This window comes from Nostoc sp. 'Peltigera membranacea cyanobiont' 232, from assembly GCF_002245985.1.
Taxonomy (GTDB): Bacteria; Cyanobacteriota; Cyanobacteriia; order Cyanobacteriales; family Nostocaceae; genus Nostoc.
In genome coordinates, this window is the sequence record NZ_NOLK01000040.1 from 1 (window position 1) to 20,266 (window position 20,266).

Here is a 20,266-nt window from a genome sequence, read left to right on the forward strand (position 1 = left end):
CCGCTTCCCGCTCCCCGCTTCTTTTCCCTCAATTCTTGCCAGAAGTTAACCCCAATAATTCCAGATAGAGAAATCGCCATAATTGCGATCGCCCAAAACCACGCCTCGTTCATTGCTCCCGCTTCCACAGCAAAATAAATTGCCATTGGGATTGTCTGCGTAACTCCTGGAATGTTACCAGCTAGCATCAACGTCGCCCCGAATTCTCCCAAAGCACGGGCAAAAGCTAACATTGTGGCGGCGACAATGCCAGGTAGTGCTAGGGGTAAACTGATGCGCCAAAAGATTGTAGTTTCAGTTGCACCAAGGGTTCTAGCCACTCGCAGTAGATTACTATCTATTTGTTCAAAGGCTCCCAGTGCAGTTTTATACATTAAAGGGAAAGAAACTACTGTGGCTGCGATCGCAGCACCATACCAAGTAAAGACGATGCTGAAATCAAAAGTCTGCATGAGTTTCCCTACAGGGCCATTTTTGCCAAAAAATAGCAGCAACAAGAAACCGACAACTGTAGGCGGTAAAATCAGGGGCGCAATAAAGATACCCTCAATCAACGATTTACCTTTGCCACGATATCCCAGCATCCAGTAGGCAGCAGCAATACCCAAAAAGAAGGTGATAAATGTGGCAAGCAATGAAGTTTTGAGTGATATCCAAAGAGGCGATAAATCCAATGGCATAGTTGCGTAGGGAAAAATTAGCTTAACTAATCCCTAATTTACCAACTTTAGTTCCGATCCGTTGGTAAAAGTTGGTAAATTACCTAATAAAATCTTGAATCAAACGTACAGAAACAAGATCCCCGACATATTTTTACGAAGTCGGGGATCTGCGGCTTACAATTCTCACAAATCAAAGCGGCTCCAGCCTATCTCAAAAGCTGGAGCCGCTTACTCAAGAGCTTTAATTATTCACGCCTACTTACTTAATTAGTCCAGTTTAGTGCTGTAGGCACTAAAACCATAAGCCAAGGTTTCTTTTAAAGCATCTGATGGTTTAAGACTTCTGTTAATAGCATTAGCAAAGGGCACTGGAATTCCCTTAATAGTTTCCGGCAAAATTGCATATTCTTGTGTAGGTTCCACAATATATTGCGGGCACTTAGTTTGGATGCCAGCAGTCGCTAACATTTCATTGATTTCAGCAGAAGAATATTGCTTGAGATAAACTGGATTTCTTACAAATGGGTTCAGCCTTCTAATAAAATTGTGGATAATATGAGAAGGGCAGGACTTATTGTGAAATGAATGATTAAAAACAAAAATTCCACCAGGTTTTAGGACGCGAGATATATCAGCCAACAAGCTTCTTAATTGGACATCTGGTATATGCATAAAGACGCAGTTAGAAATTACCAAATCTATAGAATTATCTTCCAAAGGTAATATTTCAGCAGAAGTGCAAATCAAGTTAAATTCAGCTTCTGGGAAAAAATTATATTCTTGTTTAACCTTGATTAACCGCCGCAATAAAGGTTCAGAAATATCAATACCGTAATATTTTTCGCATCTGAGATTTTTCGCTTTCGAGAGATGCAAAGGTGCGCGGCCATAACCAGAACCAATTTCTAGAATAGAGCCAACAGATTTATTTGAGGGAAATTTGTTCCAAGTCCCTCCAGGTGTGCCAGTTAGCAGAGTGTAATCTTGTTTGATGGGCGATGTATCTGCAATTTTTTCAATTTTTTGGGAACCATAATATGTTTTACCAATTGCGTCCCATGTTTTTTTATGTTGAGTATTATTCAATTGTTCATAGTCACTAGGAAAATAAATGCCATCTCGTAATTCAAAGTCATTTAGACTGAATTTTGTATTTGCTAATTGAGTCATTATGATTATTCCTCATCAATAGTTAAGTCTGTTTTCTGTTATACTCTCAACTCAGCATTAACCGCAAGGGATTTTTACTGAATTGCTCCACCTTAGCCTTTCCTTAAAGTCTATAACTGTTTTCAATTTGGTGGAATATATAGCGCTTGTCACTTCGCTGCAATACAGTCTGAACCTCGCCCCGTATTTGCTTCAGCAAATACTCACCTCTCCTTACTAAGGCTAAAGTGTACACACAAGTCCTAAAAGCCTAGTTTTGTAGGTATGTTAGCCTACCATTAGCCAAACTTCATATCATGTAAACGAGAACTGCTATAGTTCGCAGAGGCATATAGCTGTGCTATTAAAGTGCGTATTGCATCCAAACGAAAACTGCTGTAATAGCAACCCGTCATCTGATGAGAGCGGCAAGTTCGTATACATTAGTTGATGGACAGCAACAATCGGAGGCTGGGATGGTAAAAGGATCGCAACAAAAACGGGTGGTAGTTGTAGGTGCTGGTTGGGCTGGTTTAGGAGCAACCTACCATTTGGCAAAACAAGGCTATGATGTGACCCTTCTAGAAGCAGGCCCTTATCCCGGTGGATTGGTGGCAGGTTGGCAAACAGCCAGAGGAAAATCTGTTGAAGCTGGCATTCATGGCTTTTGGTATCCTTACAAAAATATTTTTTCCCTAATCAATCAATTAGAAATTAATCCTTTTACTACTTGGACTCGTTCTTCGCAATATTCGCCAGCAGGTTTAGAAGTTGAATCACCAATTTTTCAAGACTTACCGCGACTTCCCTCGCCACTAGGAACTTTTCTCTACACTCAGTTTAAACGGCTACCACTAATTGACCGTCTGAGCGCCCTGCCTTTACTGTATGCTGTTGTTGATTTTGACAATTCTGATGATGCTTGGCGGCGCTATGACTTTGTAACTGCCCGTGAATTGTTCAAAGACTTTAACGTTTCTTTTCGACTTTACCGCGAGGCTTTTGAACCAATGTTATTGGTGGGCTTGTTTGCCCCTGGCGAACAATGTTCAGCCGCCGCAACTTTAGGGATGCTTTACTTTTTTATTCTGGCTCATCAACCAGATTTTGATGTAGTTTGGTGTCGGGGAACTGTTGGAGAAAAGATATTTCGTCCTTGGGTGGAACGTATCGAAAAGACTGGTGCGCGAGTGTTATCCAAGCGCCGAGTTACAGATTTAATTGTTGATAGTAATCAAGTTAAGGCTGTAGTTTGTGGTGATGAAGTAATTGAAGCAGATGCCGTGATTTTCGCAGTTGGAGTCACGGGAATGAAGAAAATTGTCTCAACTAGCCCTAGTTTACAAAGCCGTGAAGAATTCCGTAATTTGAGCAATTTAGGAGCAATTGATGTTTTAGCAACGCGACTATGGTTTGACCGCAAAATTGATATTCCGCGTCCTTCAAATGCTTGCTTTGGATTTGACGCAAGTACAGGTTGGACGTTTTTTGATTTGAATGCCCTACATGATGAATATCGGGATGAGCCAGGAACGGTGATTGAAGCTGATTTCTATCACGCGAATCAATTTCTGAGTTTGAGTGATGAGGAGATTTTAGCAATAGTTCAGGGTTATTTAGCAACTTGCGTACCGGCCTTTCGGGAGGCAAAAATCGTTGATAGCAGTGTAATTCGGCTACCTCAAGCGGTGACTCACTTTGCACCAGGTAGCTATCGTTATATGTTGCCCGCGAAGACAAGTTTTGAAAATGTGTTTATGAGTGGGGATTGGATTGTGAACCGTCATGGTTCCTGGTCACAAGAAAAGGCTTATGTTACTGGTTTGGAGGCGGCGAATTTGGTGGTGTCTTATTTGGGAGAAGGTCAGCCAGCTGAGATTTTAGGAGTAGAGGAGGATGAAGCGCATATCCAAGTGGCGCGATCGCTCAACCAAACTCTACGTGACTTGAGCAAATCTATCCTACCTAACTTTTGGCTGCCATAATCCGTAGGGACGCAAGGAGGGAATCATTAATTGTAATCTAAATTCGGTAAGCTAAAGAAAGCTATGCCATACCATTCTTCTAATGTAAATCAAATCACATAAGCTTATGGAGCCAGACTCTTTACAAACTGAGGTGATTCTGACGCATCCGCGTCAGTCACTCGGTAAAGTGCAACTTGATTGGACACCCCAACCCGGCAATTATCTCGATTTTGAGGGTAAAACCTACGCGGTTTTAGAACGCCGCCATCGATACCAACTTAAAGCTGGGCATTACCGCTTACATAATATTGCCATTTATGTACAGTCTGCCAAACGACCATCTGAGAAAAGTTTGGTAGGTGGACGTTGGGTAGTTGGCGATGCCACCTGTTGCTACAATGCTCATTCAGAACTCATTCGCTGTGCAGTGAACCCAGATGGCCCTTGCGAATCTTGCCGCTTTTATGAAAAGTTAGAAGTTAAGAGTTAGGAGAGACACGATTAATCGCGTCTGTACAGGAGTTAGGAGTTATTTTCCCTCAACTACCCGCACCAAAAACTTCTCCCACAGTTAAGCGGCTACCATTAACAAAATCCCATCCCGACTGGGGACGTTTCCCAGCTAGCTGAACCTCTCGCAAGAGTAACAAACCTTCCCCAGTTTGAACAATCGCGCCAATTCCTTTGATAATGCTGACTACAACTCCCGGTTTGTCTGAGACATTTGACAAATCAGGCAATTTATGAATTAATTCTTGTAATTCTGGTGGTAGATTGCGTAGACGCGGAGCGGCTTGTCGCCAGACATCGCTTACAGAAGCAAGGGGAGCCGAAGCGGTGATTTTCAACAAGTTGTTACGAAAGGTAGCGGTGCAGTTAGGGTAAAAGCCTCTAATTTGATTGTGTAGTTGGATCGCGCTTTTTGACCAATCCAAACCATAATCTTCTTTTTGAATCAGAGGTGCATAAGTAGCTGCTAAATTATCTTGGGGAATTGGCTGAATTTCCTGACGTTCCAACTTCAACAGAGTTTCCACCAACAAATCCCCACCGATCGCAGCTAGTATGAAGGCTAAATCTTGAGTATTATCCAGTAATCCGATAGGTGTAGTGGCTATTTGTAGGATTGGCCCGGTATCCATCCCCACATCCATTAACATGGTTGCGATCCCCGTTTCACTCTCACCGTTATACAAACACCACTGAATCGGTGCTGCACCGCGATATTTAGGCAAAATCGAGCCATGTACATTAATGCAGCCCAATTTTGGCATCTTTAAGATTTTTGCCGATAAAATCTGTCCATAAGCGACAACAACAAACACATCTGCGTCTAATTGTTTGAGTTTGGTTAAAGTTTCAGTGTCTTTTTTCACCCGTTCCGGCTGCCATACTGGTAAGTTATGAGCAGTAGCGATCGCTTTTACTGGTGTTGGTGTAAGTTTATTTCCGCGTTCCCGCCGTTTATCTGGTTGGGTGACAACCGCCAGCACCTCAAATTCTGAATGATTCAATAATTTTTCCAAGGTGGGTACAGCAAACTGCGGTGTACCAAAGAATACAATTTTCATTAATGATTTAGTTGTTAATCGTTAGTTATTAGTTAATGGTAAATAATATCGGCTGTTTGGTGGTACAATATTTTCGTATTAGTGAAACTAAAAGCCTACTTGATTGACTTAATAGTTAAGTTTATAAGTGTAACAGGTAGCATAAACTGCATCTGCCTTTAGTTAATCTAATCGTTTAGTGGTGTCTCGTCACGAGCCACTAGAGCATCTACCAAGTCAATTTTGTTGTGTTCCCGATCGTTTACCCAAATTGGCATTAAATACAGTTGGGTTTCCAAAAAACTATTGCATCTTCTAGCTATTTCTGTAGTTGAGATTGCAATTTATGACTTTGGGTTGCTGATAGCTATATTTTCTGAGTATGATTTATTATGCGTCTGCTTTCCCAGCTTTCCATGTAACGCCTCACGTTTACCATCATGAGGGTTTGCGCTGTTATATTTAGTGTGTAACCTAGCTTGTTTGCTGTGTACTAGCGATCGCTAGTACGATCCCCAAGAACTAAGTTATCTCACTTCTAATTGCCAGCGTCATTGCCTCACATATAACTTGTAATATCCCTTGACTAATACCTATTTTTGGTTTGGTTAGGTATAACAACAGCAGGATTATATATCGTGTAGTAATTACTGAGTTATCAGCGTTTTTACTATACTCGCATATTTTTGCAAAAAAACATTCAGTACCTGAGTAAGAAAAGGTGTGGACAATGATACTTAATTTTTGTAAAACTCTGCAAACTTTGAAGGAAATATATCGTCAAAGTTTTTAGTTTCTTGTTATACATATAATTACTGCTTGCCCCATTGCTGCATAGGTATTGCTTCTCACATAGCAACCGCCCCTCTAGAGAGTCTACAAATGCTTAAACCCCTTTTGCTGTCAGGATGGTTCCGCGCACAACCATTTCTAAATTACGTTGTCGTTGTGATACTGATTGCACCCTTGCTAGGGGCATCGGCTCACTCGTTCCCTGTAAAATCAGAAGTAGCTAAACTAACTTCGATAACTGGAGATTCTGACTCTGTATCAAAGGAAATAGCTGTAGTTGAGGAACCTGAGATAGCTGAAATATCAAAAACAGATCAAATCAACTCATCAACAGAAGAATCCGATCCTGTACCAACTCAAAGTACTGCTGTTCAGGAACCGCAAGTATTACCATCGAATAAAATTGAGTCTTTGGCTCAAGCAGATACTTATGTATCAAATAGCGATTTAACTTTTCCTAATACTTTGGCAGCAGTCGAACTTGCACCATTAACAGATGTTCCTGTTAGTCAGCTTAATCTAATACAAAAACTCAAAGCTGCTAATATCAAGTCTTTGAAAGGAAAAGAAAATTCTCTCTCTAGAGATAAATCTTTGACAAAATCATTGATAGCAACTCAAATAGCCCCAACTCTTAGGGAATCACAACCAAGCACAACGACGGAAACACCTACTGCTGAACCAGTTGATGAGTCCCAGGCGGAACAAATAGATCCCTTAGGCAGTCCTCATCCTATTCCTTGGAAATGGATTACAGCGACTCAAGAGGCTATTGGTTCCAAGGGTGGTTCTGGAGTCCGCCACTACCGCAGCGTACCGGTGGTTTCTCCTGATGGTAAATATGCTGTTTATAGCCGGGTACAATTAGAAGTAAAACCCGAAATGTACAACAGCCGTGTTACCAGCGTTCTGTTTGTTCAAGATATGCAAACTAAGAAGTTGTGGGTAATGGCTTCAACGACTCCTGTTAGCGATCCTTTATTAAAGGTAAAGGCTGTAAAGGCCGCATTGTCAGAAGAAACTGACACAAGTGGCAAAATTGGGGTATTAGTTCCAGTAAGCTGGTCAGAAAAAGGCGATCGCTTCTTAGCACGCAAGTTTGAGGGTATATTTAACACAGGCGATTCTACAGATAGTGCAGTGATTTGGGATCGAGAAAAAAATCACGCCAATACAGTTGCTCCTGTTAGTCAGGAAGAACATGAAAAAATTGCCGTATTGTTAGGTTGGAGTAAAAGCCAACCAGATCGTGTGCTGTTCCGTGCAGGTGAATTGGGCGAAGAAAACTGGCCGCTAATGCAAGTTGCTAATGATGGTAAGACTATCACTACAACAAACGACGATCAGCCGATTACTTTTGGTAAAAAGGTTACGGAAGTTTGGGCAGGCCCACAAGTCGCCTACCGATAGTTTATAGAAAAATTTATATACTCCCGTTGTCTTCACTACTGACAACGGGATTTTTTATTATGTGGTAAATATTTTTGGCGTTCCTGAGTTTAGATAGCCTAAGAATAAGTGTAAAAGCGCAGATATGACAACAGCGATCGCACTTTATATACCTGCTAGACTATTTTCCCAAGCCTCATAAATTGGCGAAGGTATTGCAAAAAATAAAACATTTCCTAATTACACATCCTACTTTCTGATATCAAGTCATACAGAATTAAAACTAAAACTATAAAGACTTATTTATCACCCCTTTCCCATTCAGGGATGGCTCCTTTTACCCTGCGGATGGGCAAATTAGCAATTAAAGCTGTAGTTCGTTGGTTGCTTTCTAAGGAGAACTCCAAGCCCTCTGTCTCAATTTCGACATAGCGACAGACTACATCTAGGATTTCTTTCCGCATTTTTTCCAACGTTTGAGGATCTAAGTCAGCGCGATCGTGAGCAATCACCAATTGCAGGCGACGTTTAACTTGAGTTCGACTGCTATCAGGGCCGCGAGAAAAAAGTTTTTCTAGAAGTTCAATCATTACGAATAGGTCTGGCGCGAAGACTGGAAAAGTAAGTTAAACAATCTTAGTCCACAACAACCTTCGTAGACGGGCGAAGATGCTGTCTTGGGACGAGTCGATCTCCAGAAATTCGACACTTTCTCCTTCTAATCTACGAGCAATGTTCTCAAAGGCTGTGGCAGCTAAAGAGGGATTTTCTGCTAACACTAAGGGTTCACCGCGATTGGTAGATACAATAACACGCTCGTCGTCAGGGATTACCCCGATCAGGGGAATGGCGAGAAGTTCCTGAACATCTTGCACTGACATCATATCATTTGCCTGCACCATTGCGGGTCTGATGCGGTTAATTATTAAATGAACACGCTTGATACCTTGTGCTTCTAGCAAACCAACTACCCGATCGGCATCACGAACTGAAGAAATTTCTGGTGTGCTGACAACTAGCGCTTCTTTTGCCGGGCCGATCGCATTTTTAAACCCATTTTCAATCCCGGCGGGGCTATCGATGATCACGTACTGATATTTTTGCGCTAGGGCATTCACCAGTAACTTCATCTGTTCCGGTGTGACTGCATCTTTGGAGCGATTTTGGGCTGCCGGCAGGAGTACGAGATTGGGTTGGCGCTTATCTTTCACCAAGGCTTGTTCTAAGCGGCACTCTCTGGCCAAGACTTCTACCGCAGTATAGACGATGCGGTTTTCCAGCCCTAGCAGCAAATCCAAATTTCTCAAACCAAAATCCGCATCAACCAAGGCAACTTGACGACCCATTTTGGCTAAAGCCATGCCCAGATTTGCTGAAACTGTGGTTTTACCCACTCCTCCTTTACCGGAGGTAATCACTATAATGCGAGTCATGATAGAAATGCGGTCAATGAGGGTTCAGGAAATATAAAACTGTAAATTGCAGTATAAAGTATGAAGTATCGTATCAAGTATGAAGAAATATCTGATCTCCCTGATTCGGGCGAGGGATAAATATTTTTTGATTGCGATGTCTAGCGACAAGTTGCTGACGCTCCTTCTCTGCGAGACGCTACGCGAACGTCGCTACCGCTTCGCTAATGCGTCTACGCTCGGTCGTGTGAAATACACAACGCTAGGGATAGGGATTAGAGTAGTGTATTCCATCTACATGAAAACCGCTATATTTCATCCTTCATATTCTTCATATTTTAGGTAAATATTCAGGGCTACTAATTGCTCTTAGTAAATTGGTTTCTAGAAAAATCACTAGCTCTAGCGATGCGAATCCCTTGGGGCATAATATGTGCCACTTCTGGAGAAAATTGCATCGGTAATTTTTCTGGTGCCCTAGCTACAGCATCTGCGATCCGTAATTGGGTAGGTTCCATTTGCAAAGCCATAATCAGACACTCACGATTGCCTCCAGCCCCAGCATGAGCAATTCCACGTAAACGACCCCAGATGATAATATCTCCATCTGCAATTACAATACCACCTGGGTTTACATCTCCCAAAATAATTACTGTACCAGGATGACGAATTTCTACTCCAGAGCGGACTGTTGTTTCTAGATAGAGGGCATCTGCCTGGGGTGTAGCTGTAGCTTCTGGCTCTGTATTCAGGGAAGTTATGGGCTGCAATTGTTCTACAGAATACCCCGATGTGACGGCTGCGATCGCAGTTTGTCGGCGACTTGTTGAGACAGATATTAGCCGCAGTTGGACTTCACTTAAAGCCTCGGCGAGTTCTTGGAGTTGTCTGGCATCTACTAGGCGATCTTGTGCCATCAGATGTACGGGAGTATTAGCGATCCGAAAGCGATCGCCAGCATTCAAACGTTGCCTGATTTGTTGCCAAATATCAGACCAACTGAGTTCTGAGGCAGATACTTGAGATTCCGGGGGCAAAATTAATAAAAGTCGTCCCTCCTTACTTTTTAACTGGACTTGGGTATTGTCATTTACGCGATACCCAGATACTGCTGACTCATTGGGATTTGAATCAGTAAGGATAAAATCATCTGATGCTGCATCAGTACTTGACTCAATCTCTGGGTTAGCAGGATTTGACTCTACATCCTCAAAGACAGTATTCGATTTTAAATAAAGGAGGACAGATTTTAACTCCGCATCAGGGGGAATAGGATCTGACTCTACATCAGAAACAGTAGGATTCACCTCTACCCCCGAAATAATAGAGTTTGATTCTGCATTAGGAAGTGCAGAATTTGACTTTAGATTGGGAATCGTAGGATCAGAAGTCATGCAGTACTAGCCAAAAGACAAGGGACACTCCGAATCATTACCAATATTAGATCAGTTGGAAAATCCAACAACATCGCCAGGTAAAAAAGTACAGAGGCTAGATTACTCCTTTCCCGCCATAAGGGATTTCCAAGTAAAAAAATATTCCGTCGCAGAGGGACAAGGGGGACAAGGAAGACAAGGGAGACAAGGAAGAAAGAAGTCTAGTTGAGTAGACAAATTGAATAATTTATTTTTTGGAGTTCCCTAAGATTACTTGTATTTTCCTTTGCGTCCTTCTCTACGAGACGCTACGCGAATGCGTCCTTGGCAGTTCGTTAAAAAAAATTATCTTCTAGCAGGAAGGGAGTAGTTCAGAATTATCATCATCTTCACTCAACACTCAAGATTGTTTAGTCAACCTTTGATAAATTGTCCCCAAAGCATCAGCATCGCCAACGTTACCTGGAAATAGCACCACAGGCAAATCAGGAAACTGGGGATGATCTGATGGGGTTAACACCATTGAACAACCAGCTAAAATTTGACCGATTAACCGGGCTGAAGTTAAGGCTAGTCCAGTACTCAAGACATCGTTTGAGGTAATGCCACCCTTACTGATTAAGAATCCTATATCAGATGGTAAACCCCGCACAATATCCATCAATAAACTTGAAACTTTTGCCCCAAACTCCAATCGGGTATTGATATCTTTAAAACTCAGTTCCTGACGGCTAGTATAAACCACTGGTGTTTTGCCCGCTTCGTGTGCCGCCTGTGTACTTTCCTGAATTTCCGTTAGCAGTGCCGCAAACTGATTTGCATCATCAAGCAATCGCGCTACATTGACTTCGATTCCCACGGTTCCCTGTACTTGCAATAGCGCCTCTAGCTGCTGAGTAGTCTTTTTCACATGGGAACCAACAATTACCGCCCCTGGTTTACCTTGACGCACGTATTGCGCCATGTTTTCGGCAGCAATCGGTTGGGGTGGTAAAGCGGCTAAAGCCGTTAAAATACTTGCGGCACTGCGAAACAGAAAGCGTTTTCCTTGACTTGCTGCTGCTAATATGTCTACTGCAAAGCGGTTGAGATCGGCTTGAGTTTCACCATCGACGACAGCGCACTGATTACCACTCAGTTGTAACAAGCGTTCCAAACTACCAGCGCGAATATCGGCTAGGAGAAACCTTTCTACAGCTTCGGCATTAATTCGTCCTTGAGTCTTTTCTTCAACATACTTGGGTAAGTAACTGTGATGGTAACTGAAGACGGAATCACGGGCAAATTCGGTTTCATCGACTGGGGTGGGGACACCAGCAATAATTAAGTAATGCACGCTGTCACGGGTGATGCGTCCGCCCTCAAAAAATGCCGGGACAAGGAAATGAGCATCGAAAGGGCCGAGTTCTTGGGCGATCGCATCAGTTTCAACAGGATAATGCCCCCGCAAAGTAGAATCAGAACGGCTGACGATCAGAAAATCGTCAATTCCTTCCGCATTCAAGGCGATTTTCAGGTTTTGGCAAACTTCTTTGGTGACAGATGCAGCTGACTCTGGCGTTAGCGATCTAGTATTAGTCAACACAAAGAAAATCGGCGAATCATCCTGTAACCCACTGCGTAAAGTGTCCACATCCCAGTGCATTAATAGCAAGCAGCTGTGGACTGTTTGAGAACCTGTGGGGTCATCATCTAGGACAATTATTTTTGGTTTGTTGCTCATTTAAGTCAACGGGGCGATTGTTTTTTAGGAAATTCATCAGTAATGAAAAACTTTACTCAGCCTTTGTGCAATTTTCTGATTTCTGCTTGCACATCGATCGCAATTTGCAATGATTGATTTAGCAGTTGAGCATATTCGCCTGCTTGACTACTGACTTGTAAAGCTTGCAGACTGGCTAAATTATTCACAAATAACTCTTGGTTATTAGCAAGCAATTTTTTATTATCTCGCAAAATTCGTTCTGTTTTCAGAGCGCGGACTAAATCTTCTCTAATAAGTTGCAGGGCGGCGGTTACTTTATCTCGGTCATGGATACTGCTTTCTATGTTTCCTGATGCTGCCAATTGGTCATTAATATCTATAGCGTTAACCAGGTCATGATATTTATCTACTTCATCTAAAAGTATTGTCAGTGCTTCGGGACAGGTCAATTGTCGCCATAGCCATCGCCCCACTAATATCGGCATTGGCACTAAAATTAGTAAAAGAATTCCGAATTTAATTGAAGAACCAATTGTTGGCAGAATAATAAATGCGTAAATAAAGCCCACAATTATGGGCGTTAGCGCCAGCGTCACCAGCGATTCATTGAGCAAAAACCCTAATCGCTTCTTGCTATCTCGCAAAACAGAGGGACGGAAAACGTCTTCTGAATCGAATCCAGTCAAACGTCTCAGTTCCCCCTTACTAATTTCCAAACCTATTAAGTCCGGCTGCACGGCTGGATAACTCCTATGGAAGCCCAAGTTGCGTATTTATTTTAATCGGGTTTGGTAGAGAAGCAATGGATGGTTACGTAATAGTTATGATAAAAAGCAAGCTGTGCAACCCAACTGCATAAAGCTAAGAAGCATTTTTGGATACAATGCAGTACTGATGTAGGCGATCGCATTTATCAATTATCAGTTATCAGAGTGGGAGTCAAAGCTTGAAACCAAGATAATTGTTCGCTGGCAACTGTTAAAGGAGCGCGATCTGCCAGGATGGGTGCCTGAATCCTACTTTCTGACAAAGTTAGACGGGTCTTGATCTCGTCGATGCTTAGTGGGAATTGGGGTTGGCTGTCCATCACCCGCAAGGGCTGCGGTTTTTTCCAGAGATTCCCTCAATCGCTTGGCTGCGTAGATAGACATGTCTCGCGGTACATTAATGCGATCGCGCAAATATCGGAGAGCAACATCAGATCCCGATGGAGGTACACAGTCTTCATTGGTCATCATGTGTGTTAAAGCACAACGTAGGGCTTGGTCAAACAATTTATCATCTAAAGGGTTGACTCGGATAATATTGACGCGATGCTCGATAGTTCGTTGAAGAGCTTCCATGCGGGAGTTTTCGGGTTCTGGATAAGTAACATCTGGTAGCCCGAACCAGGGCCCGTTATCCACCCGCGCTTTATTGAGAAGCATCTGGGTTTCGCGGTTTTCCCAACAGCCCCCCATCTGGGGCGGCAAATCATGTGCGTGGGTGTGAAAGTCGCTCTGGGTACCGCAGTAGGTCGGTCGGCTTTCCATTGCCGCAAACCATGCCCTCAAGCGAGGGTTTTCCTCACGCAGGGAGTAGCCCTTGTAGTAGTAAAGGCTCGCATTCATCCGTTCGAGATATGGCGTAAAAATGACATCGACGATACCGAAGCTATCTAGAAAGTAAGGACTTGGGGTGCAACCCAGAGCCTCCTCCACCCTAGCCACTACTGCGATGAATTGTTCTCGGTTGCGTTGTTCTTGTTGAGAGTTCTCTGCTCTGTAGCACAGCCAAGCACACCAAGCTCGAAATAAAAGTCGTTCTAATTGACGTAGAGGAAGCACTGTGCGGTCTTCCATCCCTTGGCTCAACGGCTCAAAAACCTTTGACAAAGCGATCAAAATGTCATCGCTTTCCTTAATAATCTGTCCATCTAGCTCGATCGCGGGGAGCATTCCTGATGGTACCTTACGTTTGTACCAACTTTCTTTCTCCCCATAACAGAACATTGTCACTTTTTCAATGCGATAGGGGATCTGTTTTTCCTCTAGCCATAACCAAACTTTTTGACAGTAAGGACACCAGGCGTGGTTATCGCGGTACAGTGTTACCCGCACATCAGATTCGCGCTGACCAAACAAGCGCAACCTGGCTTTAGCGTTGGTGAGACCATTAACGGTATCTATTTGATAGTCCGTGAGGGTTTCTAGTTCTTGCCAGCTTAAGGGTGCGGTAGTCATAGGGTGAATTGCGTAGGCCAATACTTAGGACTTTTCTTGACTCTACAATATTTTCAATTACACCAAGGCTTAATTTAACCGATAGGTTCGCCCATTTGGAAAAGATATTGGAATTTGTAGGATAGTGGCTCTATTGGGATGAACTATCTGTCTTAACGCTCAAAATACTGTGTATGATTCGGTGTCAGTCCGATTTATCAGAGAAATTAATGAACTCAAAATATAACTTTCAATACTTCCAAGGAAGCTCTCTTTCTGATTTGTTTGCTCAAGATATCACAGATGCATCTTATGGGTTTATCTTAAATTGGGGTTTTTGGGATAAACCCTCGAAAAGGGGGATTATGAAAAGTGAGTTTTGACGCTATCACCCTATAACTCTTGCCAGATAAGATTCTTGGCTAAACCCCGTCTCAGAAAGTGTACAATTTGAGACAAGTCTGAATTATGTCTTTTTACATGTCTCAAAATACCATTCTTAGATCGTCTAAGAAATAGTGATACTCTTCACCCTGACTAGCTTTCACCGTTCGCGTACTAATCAAAAGAGTGAAGTACCATTCAACAACAAATTCTAGAATCCCCCTTTTCGGGGGTTAATGCAAAAAACCCCAAATTACCCTGCAACTGCGAGTTGGGCTGCTTATCCCAACCGGAAAAAATATTTTATTCAAGATGGCAGTAGTGAAGCCACCAAAACCTCCTTTGATAAGATTTGCCAAAAGGAACCTTGGAAAAATTTGGCTGTGTTAGGCGAGGGCATTCCTGGAATTGTGATTATTCCGCCACCAAAGTTGCTGCTGGAATACTGGCAAGAGCATTTCGGATTTAATCACTCCAATATTGAGATGATGGACTGCTCAACTTATCTGGACGATCTGGGTCGCAACGAACGCTTTGATAAACTCATTACTCTATTTCCCTTCGATTGTTTAAAACCCGAAAAACACGCTGTTGATTCAGACACCCATTACCGCTTACTTAGTAAAGTAACGCTAGACGAACTGGGCGTGCAATGTCCAAAATACAAAACCTACAATCTGCACCAAGTCAATCTCCAAGACATCCAGTTACCCCAATTCCCCTATTTAATCAAAACATCGCACGGACTCTCAGGAGAAGGCACTTGTATCATCAAAAGTCCCAGCGATCTAAACTACTGCCTTGAAGAAATTAGAAAATATCTTGCTATTAAATTGCTTGATACGATTATTGTTTCGGAGTTCGTCAAGAATGAGGTGCAAAATTACTGCGTGCAGTTCTATGTCAACAAAGCGGGGGAGATAACCCTCATCGGCACTACTGGACAACTCGTTACTCCAGAAGGCAACTATTTAGGGGGACTGATTGACTACCGCAAAACTGACATGAGCAAGTTTTTTGAGATGATTGCCAACGTTGGTCAGTATGCTCACAAACACGGGTATTTCGGCGTGATTGGCTTTGATGTGCTGGAAAATCAAGACGGACAGCTTTTTGCAATTGATGCCAATTTCCGAGTTAATGGCTCGACTTCGTTGTGTTTGCAGCGCCATACTCTACTGCGACTGGGAAAAGGAGTAGCTAAATATTCCGGTAGCTACCGAATGGAAGGGACATTAGAATCAATTCTCATAACCCTCAAACCAGAATTAGATCGCAAAGACTTGATTATTCTATCGGCTTTGGAGAAAGTCAAATACGGAAAAATCTATACAGAACTTTATGCGATCGCTACTGGAGAAACTATCGAACAAATGCAGTCTATTGAGCAGAAATTACAGAATAAGGGATTGCAACTACTCTCTTAAGGGCTAGTGCTAATGCAGGTTATCAAGAATATCTACACTAGGCATTCTTGATAAACCCAATTATCAGGAATTCTTTCTAAAATACCAGAACCAAATACCTGATTCATTTTTAAATATTCCAGATGAACGTAACCAATATGACAGTGACAACTTTGATTGCTACAAGGTTGATTAACCAAAGCTGCTTCCCAGTCAGAATCATAAATATTACCAATTGGTTCTTTAATAAAATGACATCGGCGCATTGTCCCATCACCATCAACAGAAATCGCTGATTTCCCAGCCCGACAAGAATACCCAAAGCTAGGATAATGATTAGTATTTAATTCATATAATGGGTCGATAGATTGGAAAAATTCTCGGTCTGCTGGTGATAAATTAGGAAGTTCAGCCTTGACAGCATTAATCCACAAATAAACGTGATTTGGTAACTCCTGACGTAAAGCTGCTATTTCCGCTTGAAACTTGGGAAAACCGACAACTCCAACGCTAAATTTGATATTTTTGTTGTCTAGATTGAGGCATTTTTGTAAAAAGCGATCGCGTGACACCCATTCTGAATGAAAAGTTGCCCAAAGCGCCAATTTATCTTTGTTACATTCCTCTACCCAATCTAAATTACAAGATAGATTAGTTTGAATTGCTGCTTTATTAACATTGGGTAACTGCGTTAATTTTATCAGTGCTTGCTGATACCAAGAATGGATTAGGGCTTCTCCCCAAGGGGTAAACAGAATTGAAAATTGATGTTGGGGATGTTGGGAAATCCAATTGACAAAACGTTCTAAAGATTGTTTATCTATTGCTAATTCTGCGGCTGTTTGTTGGCGTTTGGCAAAGGGGCAATATTCACAGCCGTAGTTGCAACTGATTAAAGAGCCGCGATAGAGGATAGTGAGGTGCATAGTAATAGTTATTATTGAATATTAGTTAGATTTGATTATTCGGCGGCAGAATAATATCTATATGGTGTTTTTTGTCTGTCAGCAATAACTTTAATATTTAATTGATTAAATTTTTCAATGAGATCAGCAGTTAAACAGTTATCACTAATATCAAGAGTATCTAGTTGACGAACAGATAGAGAATTAAGTAAACATTCTGCACCCTTATATCCTAAATTTCCAATTGAAATATCTAGTTCTAGTAAATTTTCAAGAATTGGAGAATCTACTATAGCACAAGCAAATTCATCTGAAAAGTTACAATCACGTAATCCTAAATATTTAAGATTTGGAAATATATGATGACAATCTGTGATGAATTTAATAACAAAGTCATACGCCCAATTACTTGAGCTAAACCATAATTCAAGGTATTCCAAGGCTGGTAATTCTAGTTGGCAAATTTCATCAAGCACATCATAATGGTAAAATACATGTGACTCGATAATAATTGCTTTTAAATTTTCATGTCTAACTGGAATGAATTGCATCCCGGTGAAGTATTTGTAATACCTGGAACAACTATTGCAGCGAATCTTTAATACTTCTAATTGTGGATAAGCTAACAAAATATAACTGAAATTACTGTATACAAGTGGCAAGTAATCCAATTCATAATCATTAACATCTCCTATAAATAAAGCTTTAATGTTACTAAGTTTTTCATTAGCATTAAGTAATGCATCCATAACAGGACGGAAAGTGTAATCTTCTAAAGAACTTGTGTACCACAATCCGAATACCAAAGCTTCAATCTGATTAGCAAGAGGACTTTGCAACAATATTTGCAGCTTGTCTACACTACTCATAACGGGTTTCCCATAGCGTTCTGCTGGGATAATCCTTAAAGCGTAAGCTATATCAACTGTGTCATTAATCTTAGTGGTAGGGTCAAATTCAATCACTTTCCGGTTAGCGAATGTAGTTGAATAACCACAAGGAATACTATAGACTTTCTCAAAACTCTTCCAGAACTTGTAATTTTTTAAAGCTAATTCTACTTGAGGATCTTCTATATCTTTTAAAATTTTCAATGCTGCTCTTTGAACTTTCCTAGATTTATTTTTCAAAGCTTCAATTAGCAAATATAACCCTGCATCGCCATAGTTTAATGCTTCACTTACAGATGCAATTCCAGCTTCAATGTTTGAACTCGATAAACGTCTTTTAACACCTTCAATTCCACCTAAAACAACACCTTGTACTGGTGGTGGTGCTTCTCCTCCGAGTACTGCATCAAATTCTCCGGGCTGATTTTGATTGTTTGTCATATTTTCTCCAACGGTAGATGTAATGTAAATATCCGTATAAACGTGATTAATCGCTTCTCTACAAATCTTTTTGAAACCCCACTATTTCAACTCGTAATCCTGCATTAATTCCTGAACTTTCTCAGAAAATAACCACGCGCCAATAGTGTCAGAACGCTCAATTCCAAATTTAGTTAACTGCAAAATATCCTCATCTTTTATCGCCAAATTTAAAGCAAGCAGTTCTGAAAATTCTGGAAAATCAGCGTATACTTCACTACCAAATTGCTGACGATAACTAGCACAATTCAATCCTTCATCGGAAAGCAAAGATAATAAAATATACCGCCGACGTTGTTCTTCAGCATTTAGTTGAAAACCATAGTGCGCGTAGTCAAATGACTCATCTGCTGTTTGAATATATGCTTGTAAAATCTCGCTGATTCCCTTTGCCCCCACTGCATATTCGTTGGAGTAGTGCAAAGTATTAGTGTAGGAACGTGCGCCACAACCTAAACCAAGCATACCGTCGGCTTGACAGCAGTAGACGTGAGAGGGGGACAAGGGAGATTATTCACCGATAATCCATTGATTTGGATTGTTAATCATATTGACTAAGCCTTTAAGGACTTGATTGTAGGTTTTATATAGTTCTCTACCTTGCTCAATATCTATGTAAGAGCATTTAACAGCAAATTTAATCCATACTTGAGTTTCAGCGGCTTCCGCTTCACAATCACTCAACTTTGCTATAAAAGCGGCTTTATATCTTCTTTTTCTCCAAGCTTCTGCTAAATTAGCGCAAACAGAACGAGATGAGCGACGAATCTGATCTGTTAACGAATATTTTTCTTCTTGAGGAAATTTTTTTGACATCTCAAAAATTTTCATTGCTGTTTCAAACGCCAACTGAAATACCACCAAATCTTCATGACTATAAAATGACTTTTTATTCACAAATCAAAGATCCTTTACTGTCTCCTCCTATACAGCGCTTCCGGCTATTATGCAATACAGTTTTCCTCTTACCCCTCTCCTATCATAGCTTTCAGCTTTGAGGATGTACCTCATAGCCGCCGGAAGTGCTGTATTTCCCCGTTTTCTTCTTAATTTCACCCTTGTCCCCCTTGTCTTCCTTGTCACCCTTGTCTCCCTTGTCTCCCCTTTCCCTCTTCGCTGATTATGTTCAACATGAATCAAATCGTCGGAACCCACGATATCTTATTTATTACCCTAGACACACTACGTTACGACGTAGCTAAAGATTTACTCGCACAAAAACGCACTCCAAACTTAGCAAAAGTAATTCCTAAAACAGGTTGGGAAGAACGCCATTCACCTGGAAACTTCACCTATGCTTCTCATCATGCGTTTTTTGCAGGCTTTTTACCTACACCTGTAACACCTGGAATTCACCCCCGTCTTTTTGCTTTGGGATTTGAAGGAAGTACCACGACAACTGATACAAGTTGTGTGTTAGATAGCTCAAATATTGTTAGTGGATTAGCTGCAAAAGGATATCATACAGTTTGCATTGGTGGAGTTGGTTTTTTCAACAAACGCAACCCTTTAGGTAATGTAATTCCCTCAATGTTTGCTGAAAGTTATTGGAGTCCAGAATTAGGAGTTACTAACCCCGAATCTACAGAAAATCAGGTAAATCTGGCGCGAAAAGTTTTAGAACAAATGCCAAACAATCAACGCATATTTTTATTTATAAATATTTCTGCTCTACATCAACCAAATTATTTCTATCTTCCCGATGCAAAAGATAAAATCGATACTATTGAATCTCACGCCGCAGCTTTGGAATATGTCGATCGCCAATTAGCCAAACTCTGGAATATTATACGACAAAGGCATTCTACTTTTTGCATTCTCTGTTCCGATCACGGGACAACTTATGGGGAAGATGGTTACACTGGACATCGACTTAGCCATCCTGTGGTTTGGACTGTTCCTTATGCTGAGTTTGTTTTATGAAAACCTCACGCAAAGGCGCAAAGACGCAAAGGAAAATCTCTAAAATCATCCCGCATTTATGCAATGCTCTAAATT

18 protein-coding genes are annotated in these 20,266 nt (G+C 41.4%); 5 read left to right on the forward strand and 13 right to left on the reverse strand.

Annotated features, from left to right (window positions below):
• Positions 1-680 (reverse strand): molybdate ABC transporter permease subunit (gene modB, locus CDG79_RS15550; protein ID WP_143855491.1); only part of this gene is annotated, 680 nt, incomplete at its 3' end.
• A 249-nt stretch (positions 681-929) separates the two neighbouring features.
• Positions 930-1,832 carry a class I SAM-dependent methyltransferase gene (locus tag CDG79_RS15555; RefSeq protein ID WP_094342897.1) on the reverse strand — a complete coding sequence of 301 codons (903 nt, stop codon included), beginning with the start codon at positions 1,830-1,832 and terminating at the stop codon, positions 930-932.
• Between the two features lie 455 nt (positions 1,833-2,287).
• Between CDG79_RS15555 and CDG79_RS15560 the strand changes: the two genes are divergently transcribed.
• Together CDG79_RS15560 and CDG79_RS15565 are read left to right on the forward strand one after the other, a co-directional pair.
• Positions 2,288-3,796, forward strand: a complete 1,509-nt coding sequence (locus CDG79_RS15560; RefSeq protein ID WP_094342940.1) for a hydroxysqualene dehydroxylase — start codon at positions 2,288-2,290, stop codon at positions 3,794-3,796.
• Between the two features lie 106 nt (positions 3,797-3,902).
• Positions 3,903-4,268, forward strand: coding sequence for a DUF6464 family protein (locus tag CDG79_RS15565; protein WP_094342898.1), 366 nt, complete (start codon positions 3,903-3,905; stop codon positions 4,266-4,268).
• Between the two features lie 49 nt (positions 4,269-4,317).
• Here CDG79_RS15565 and fmt read toward each other — a convergent pair whose 3' ends face one another.
• Complete coding sequence (gene fmt, locus CDG79_RS15570; RefSeq protein ID WP_094342899.1) at positions 4,318-5,349, reverse strand: methionyl-tRNA formyltransferase; 1,032 nt, start codon at positions 5,347-5,349, stop codon at positions 4,318-4,320.
• A gap of 861 nt (positions 5,350-6,210) precedes the next feature.
• On the opposite strand from fmt, the gene CDG79_RS15575 reads away from it, so the two are divergent.
• Positions 6,211-7,530 (forward strand): hypothetical protein, encoded by a 1,320-nt coding sequence (locus tag CDG79_RS15575; protein ID WP_094342900.1) that lies wholly within the window; start codon positions 6,211-6,213, stop codon positions 7,528-7,530.
• Positions 7,531-7,808: 278 nt separating this feature from the next.
• Here the strand turns inward: CDG79_RS15575 and minE are convergent, their stop codons facing one another.
• The 6 genes from minE to CDG79_RS15605 all read right to left on the reverse strand — a co-directional run bounded on the left by minE (position 7,809) and on the right by CDG79_RS15605 (position 14,224).
• Positions 7,809-8,099 (reverse strand): cell division topological specificity factor MinE, encoded by a 291-nt coding sequence (minE, locus tag CDG79_RS15580; RefSeq protein ID WP_012410010.1) that lies wholly within the window; start codon positions 8,097-8,099, stop codon positions 7,809-7,811.
• Positions 8,100-8,135: 36 nt separating this feature from the next.
• Positions 8,136-8,942: a septum site-determining protein MinD gene (gene minD / locus CDG79_RS15585; protein ID WP_012410009.1), complete on the reverse strand. Its 807-nt coding sequence runs from the start codon at positions 8,940-8,942 to the stop codon at positions 8,136-8,138.
• 338 nt (positions 8,943-9,280) lie between these two features.
• On the reverse strand, positions 9,281-10,315 hold the full coding sequence (gene minC / locus CDG79_RS15590; protein ID WP_094342901.1) for a septum site-determining protein MinC: 1,035 nt from the start codon (positions 10,313-10,315) through the stop codon (positions 9,281-9,283).
• Positions 10,316-10,697: 382 nt separating this feature from the next.
• Entirely contained in the window at positions 10,698-12,020 is a 1,323-nt protein-coding gene (locus CDG79_RS15595; RefSeq protein WP_094342902.1) for a four-carbon acid sugar kinase family protein, read from the reverse strand.
• Positions 12,021-12,076: 56 nt separating this feature from the next.
• On the reverse strand, positions 12,077-12,739 hold the full coding sequence (locus CDG79_RS15600) for a hypothetical protein (RefSeq protein ID WP_094342903.1): 663 nt from the start codon (positions 12,737-12,739) through the stop codon (positions 12,077-12,079).
• Between the two features lie 279 nt (positions 12,740-13,018).
• Positions 13,019-14,224, reverse strand: a complete 1,206-nt coding sequence (locus tag CDG79_RS15605) for a glutathione S-transferase family protein (protein WP_094342904.1) — start codon at positions 14,222-14,224, stop codon at positions 13,019-13,021.
• A gap of 599 nt (positions 14,225-14,823) precedes the next feature.
• Between CDG79_RS15605 and CDG79_RS15615 the strand changes: the two genes are divergently transcribed.
• On the forward strand, positions 14,824-16,014 hold the full coding sequence (locus CDG79_RS15615; protein WP_223278162.1) for an ATP-grasp domain-containing protein: 1,191 nt from the start codon (positions 14,824-14,826) through the stop codon (positions 16,012-16,014).
• A gap of 32 nt (positions 16,015-16,046) precedes the next feature.
• On the opposite strand, the gene CDG79_RS15620 is transcribed toward CDG79_RS15615, so the two are convergent.
• The 4 genes from CDG79_RS15620 to CDG79_RS15635 all read right to left on the reverse strand — a co-directional run bounded on the left by CDG79_RS15620 (position 16,047) and on the right by CDG79_RS15635 (position 19,165).
• Positions 16,047-16,919, reverse strand: coding sequence for an STM4011 family radical SAM protein (locus CDG79_RS15620; protein WP_094342906.1), 873 nt, complete (start codon positions 16,917-16,919; stop codon positions 16,047-16,049).
• Positions 16,920-16,954: 35 nt separating this feature from the next.
• Positions 16,955-18,229, reverse strand: a complete 1,275-nt coding sequence (locus tag CDG79_RS15625) for a hypothetical protein (protein WP_094342907.1) — start codon at positions 18,227-18,229, stop codon at positions 16,955-16,957.
• An 81-nt stretch (positions 18,230-18,310) separates the two neighbouring features.
• Positions 18,311-18,733 (reverse strand): hypothetical protein, encoded by a 423-nt coding sequence (locus tag CDG79_RS15630; RefSeq protein ID WP_223278163.1) that lies wholly within the window; start codon positions 18,731-18,733, stop codon positions 18,311-18,313.
• A gap of 45 nt (positions 18,734-18,778) precedes the next feature.
• Entirely contained in the window at positions 18,779-19,165 is a 387-nt protein-coding gene (locus CDG79_RS15635) for a four helix bundle protein (RefSeq protein WP_094342908.1), read from the reverse strand.
• Positions 19,166-19,399: 234 nt separating this feature from the next.
• Here CDG79_RS15635 and CDG79_RS15640 point away from each other — a divergent pair, with 234 nt between their 5' ends.
• A complete protein-coding gene (locus tag CDG79_RS15640; RefSeq protein WP_223278164.1) occupies positions 19,400-20,191 on the forward strand; it encodes an STM4013/SEN3800 family hydrolase in 792 nt (263 codons plus the stop codon).
• Positions 20,192-20,266 lie beyond the last annotated feature (75 nt).

Excerpts from the sequence above, each read along its gene's own strand:
- CDG79_RS15555 (WP_094342897.1), bottom strand. The coding sequence starts at position 1,832 with ATGACTCAATTAGCAAATACAAAATTCAGTCTAAATGACTTTGAATTA.
- CDG79_RS15560 (WP_094342940.1), top strand. The coding sequence starts at position 2,288 with ATGGTAAAAGGATCGCAACAAAAACGGGTGGTAGTTGTAGGTGCTGGT.
- CDG79_RS15565 (WP_094342898.1), top strand. The coding sequence starts at position 3,903 with ATGGAGCCAGACTCTTTACAAACTGAGGTGATTCTGACGCATCCGCGT.
- fmt (WP_094342899.1), bottom strand. The coding sequence starts at position 5,349 with ATGAAAATTGTATTCTTTGGTACACCGCAGTTTGCTGTACCCACCTTG.
- CDG79_RS15575 (WP_094342900.1), top strand. The coding sequence starts at position 6,211 with ATGCTTAAACCCCTTTTGCTGTCAGGATGGTTCCGCGCACAACCATTT.
- minE (WP_012410010.1), bottom strand. The coding sequence starts at position 8,099 with ATGATTGAACTTCTAGAAAAACTTTTTTCTCGCGGCCCTGATAGCAGT.
- minD (WP_012410009.1), bottom strand. The coding sequence starts at position 8,942 with ATGACTCGCATTATAGTGATTACCTCCGGTAAAGGAGGAGTGGGTAAA.
- minC (WP_094342901.1), bottom strand. The coding sequence starts at position 10,315 with ATGACTTCTGATCCTACGATTCCCAATCTAAAGTCAAATTCTGCACTT.
- CDG79_RS15595 (WP_094342902.1), bottom strand. The coding sequence starts at position 12,020 with ATGAGCAACAAACCAAAAATAATTGTCCTAGATGATGACCCCACAGGT.
- CDG79_RS15605 (WP_094342904.1), bottom strand. The coding sequence starts at position 14,224 with ATGACTACCGCACCCTTAAGCTGGCAAGAACTAGAAACCCTCACGGAC.
- CDG79_RS15615 (WP_223278162.1), top strand. The coding sequence starts at position 14,824 with ATGCAAAAAACCCCAAATTACCCTGCAACTGCGAGTTGGGCTGCTTAT.
- CDG79_RS15620 (WP_094342906.1), bottom strand. The coding sequence starts at position 16,919 with ATGCACCTCACTATCCTCTATCGCGGCTCTTTAATCAGTTGCAACTAC.
- CDG79_RS15625 (WP_094342907.1), bottom strand. The coding sequence starts at position 18,229 with ATGACAAACAATCAAAATCAGCCCGGAGAATTTGATGCAGTACTCGGA.
- CDG79_RS15630 (WP_223278163.1), bottom strand. The coding sequence starts at position 18,733 with ATGCTTGGTTTAGGTTGTGGCGCACGTTCCTACACTAATACTTTGCAC.
- CDG79_RS15640 (WP_223278164.1), top strand. The coding sequence starts at position 19,400 with ATGAATCAAATCGTCGGAACCCACGATATCTTATTTATTACCCTAGAC.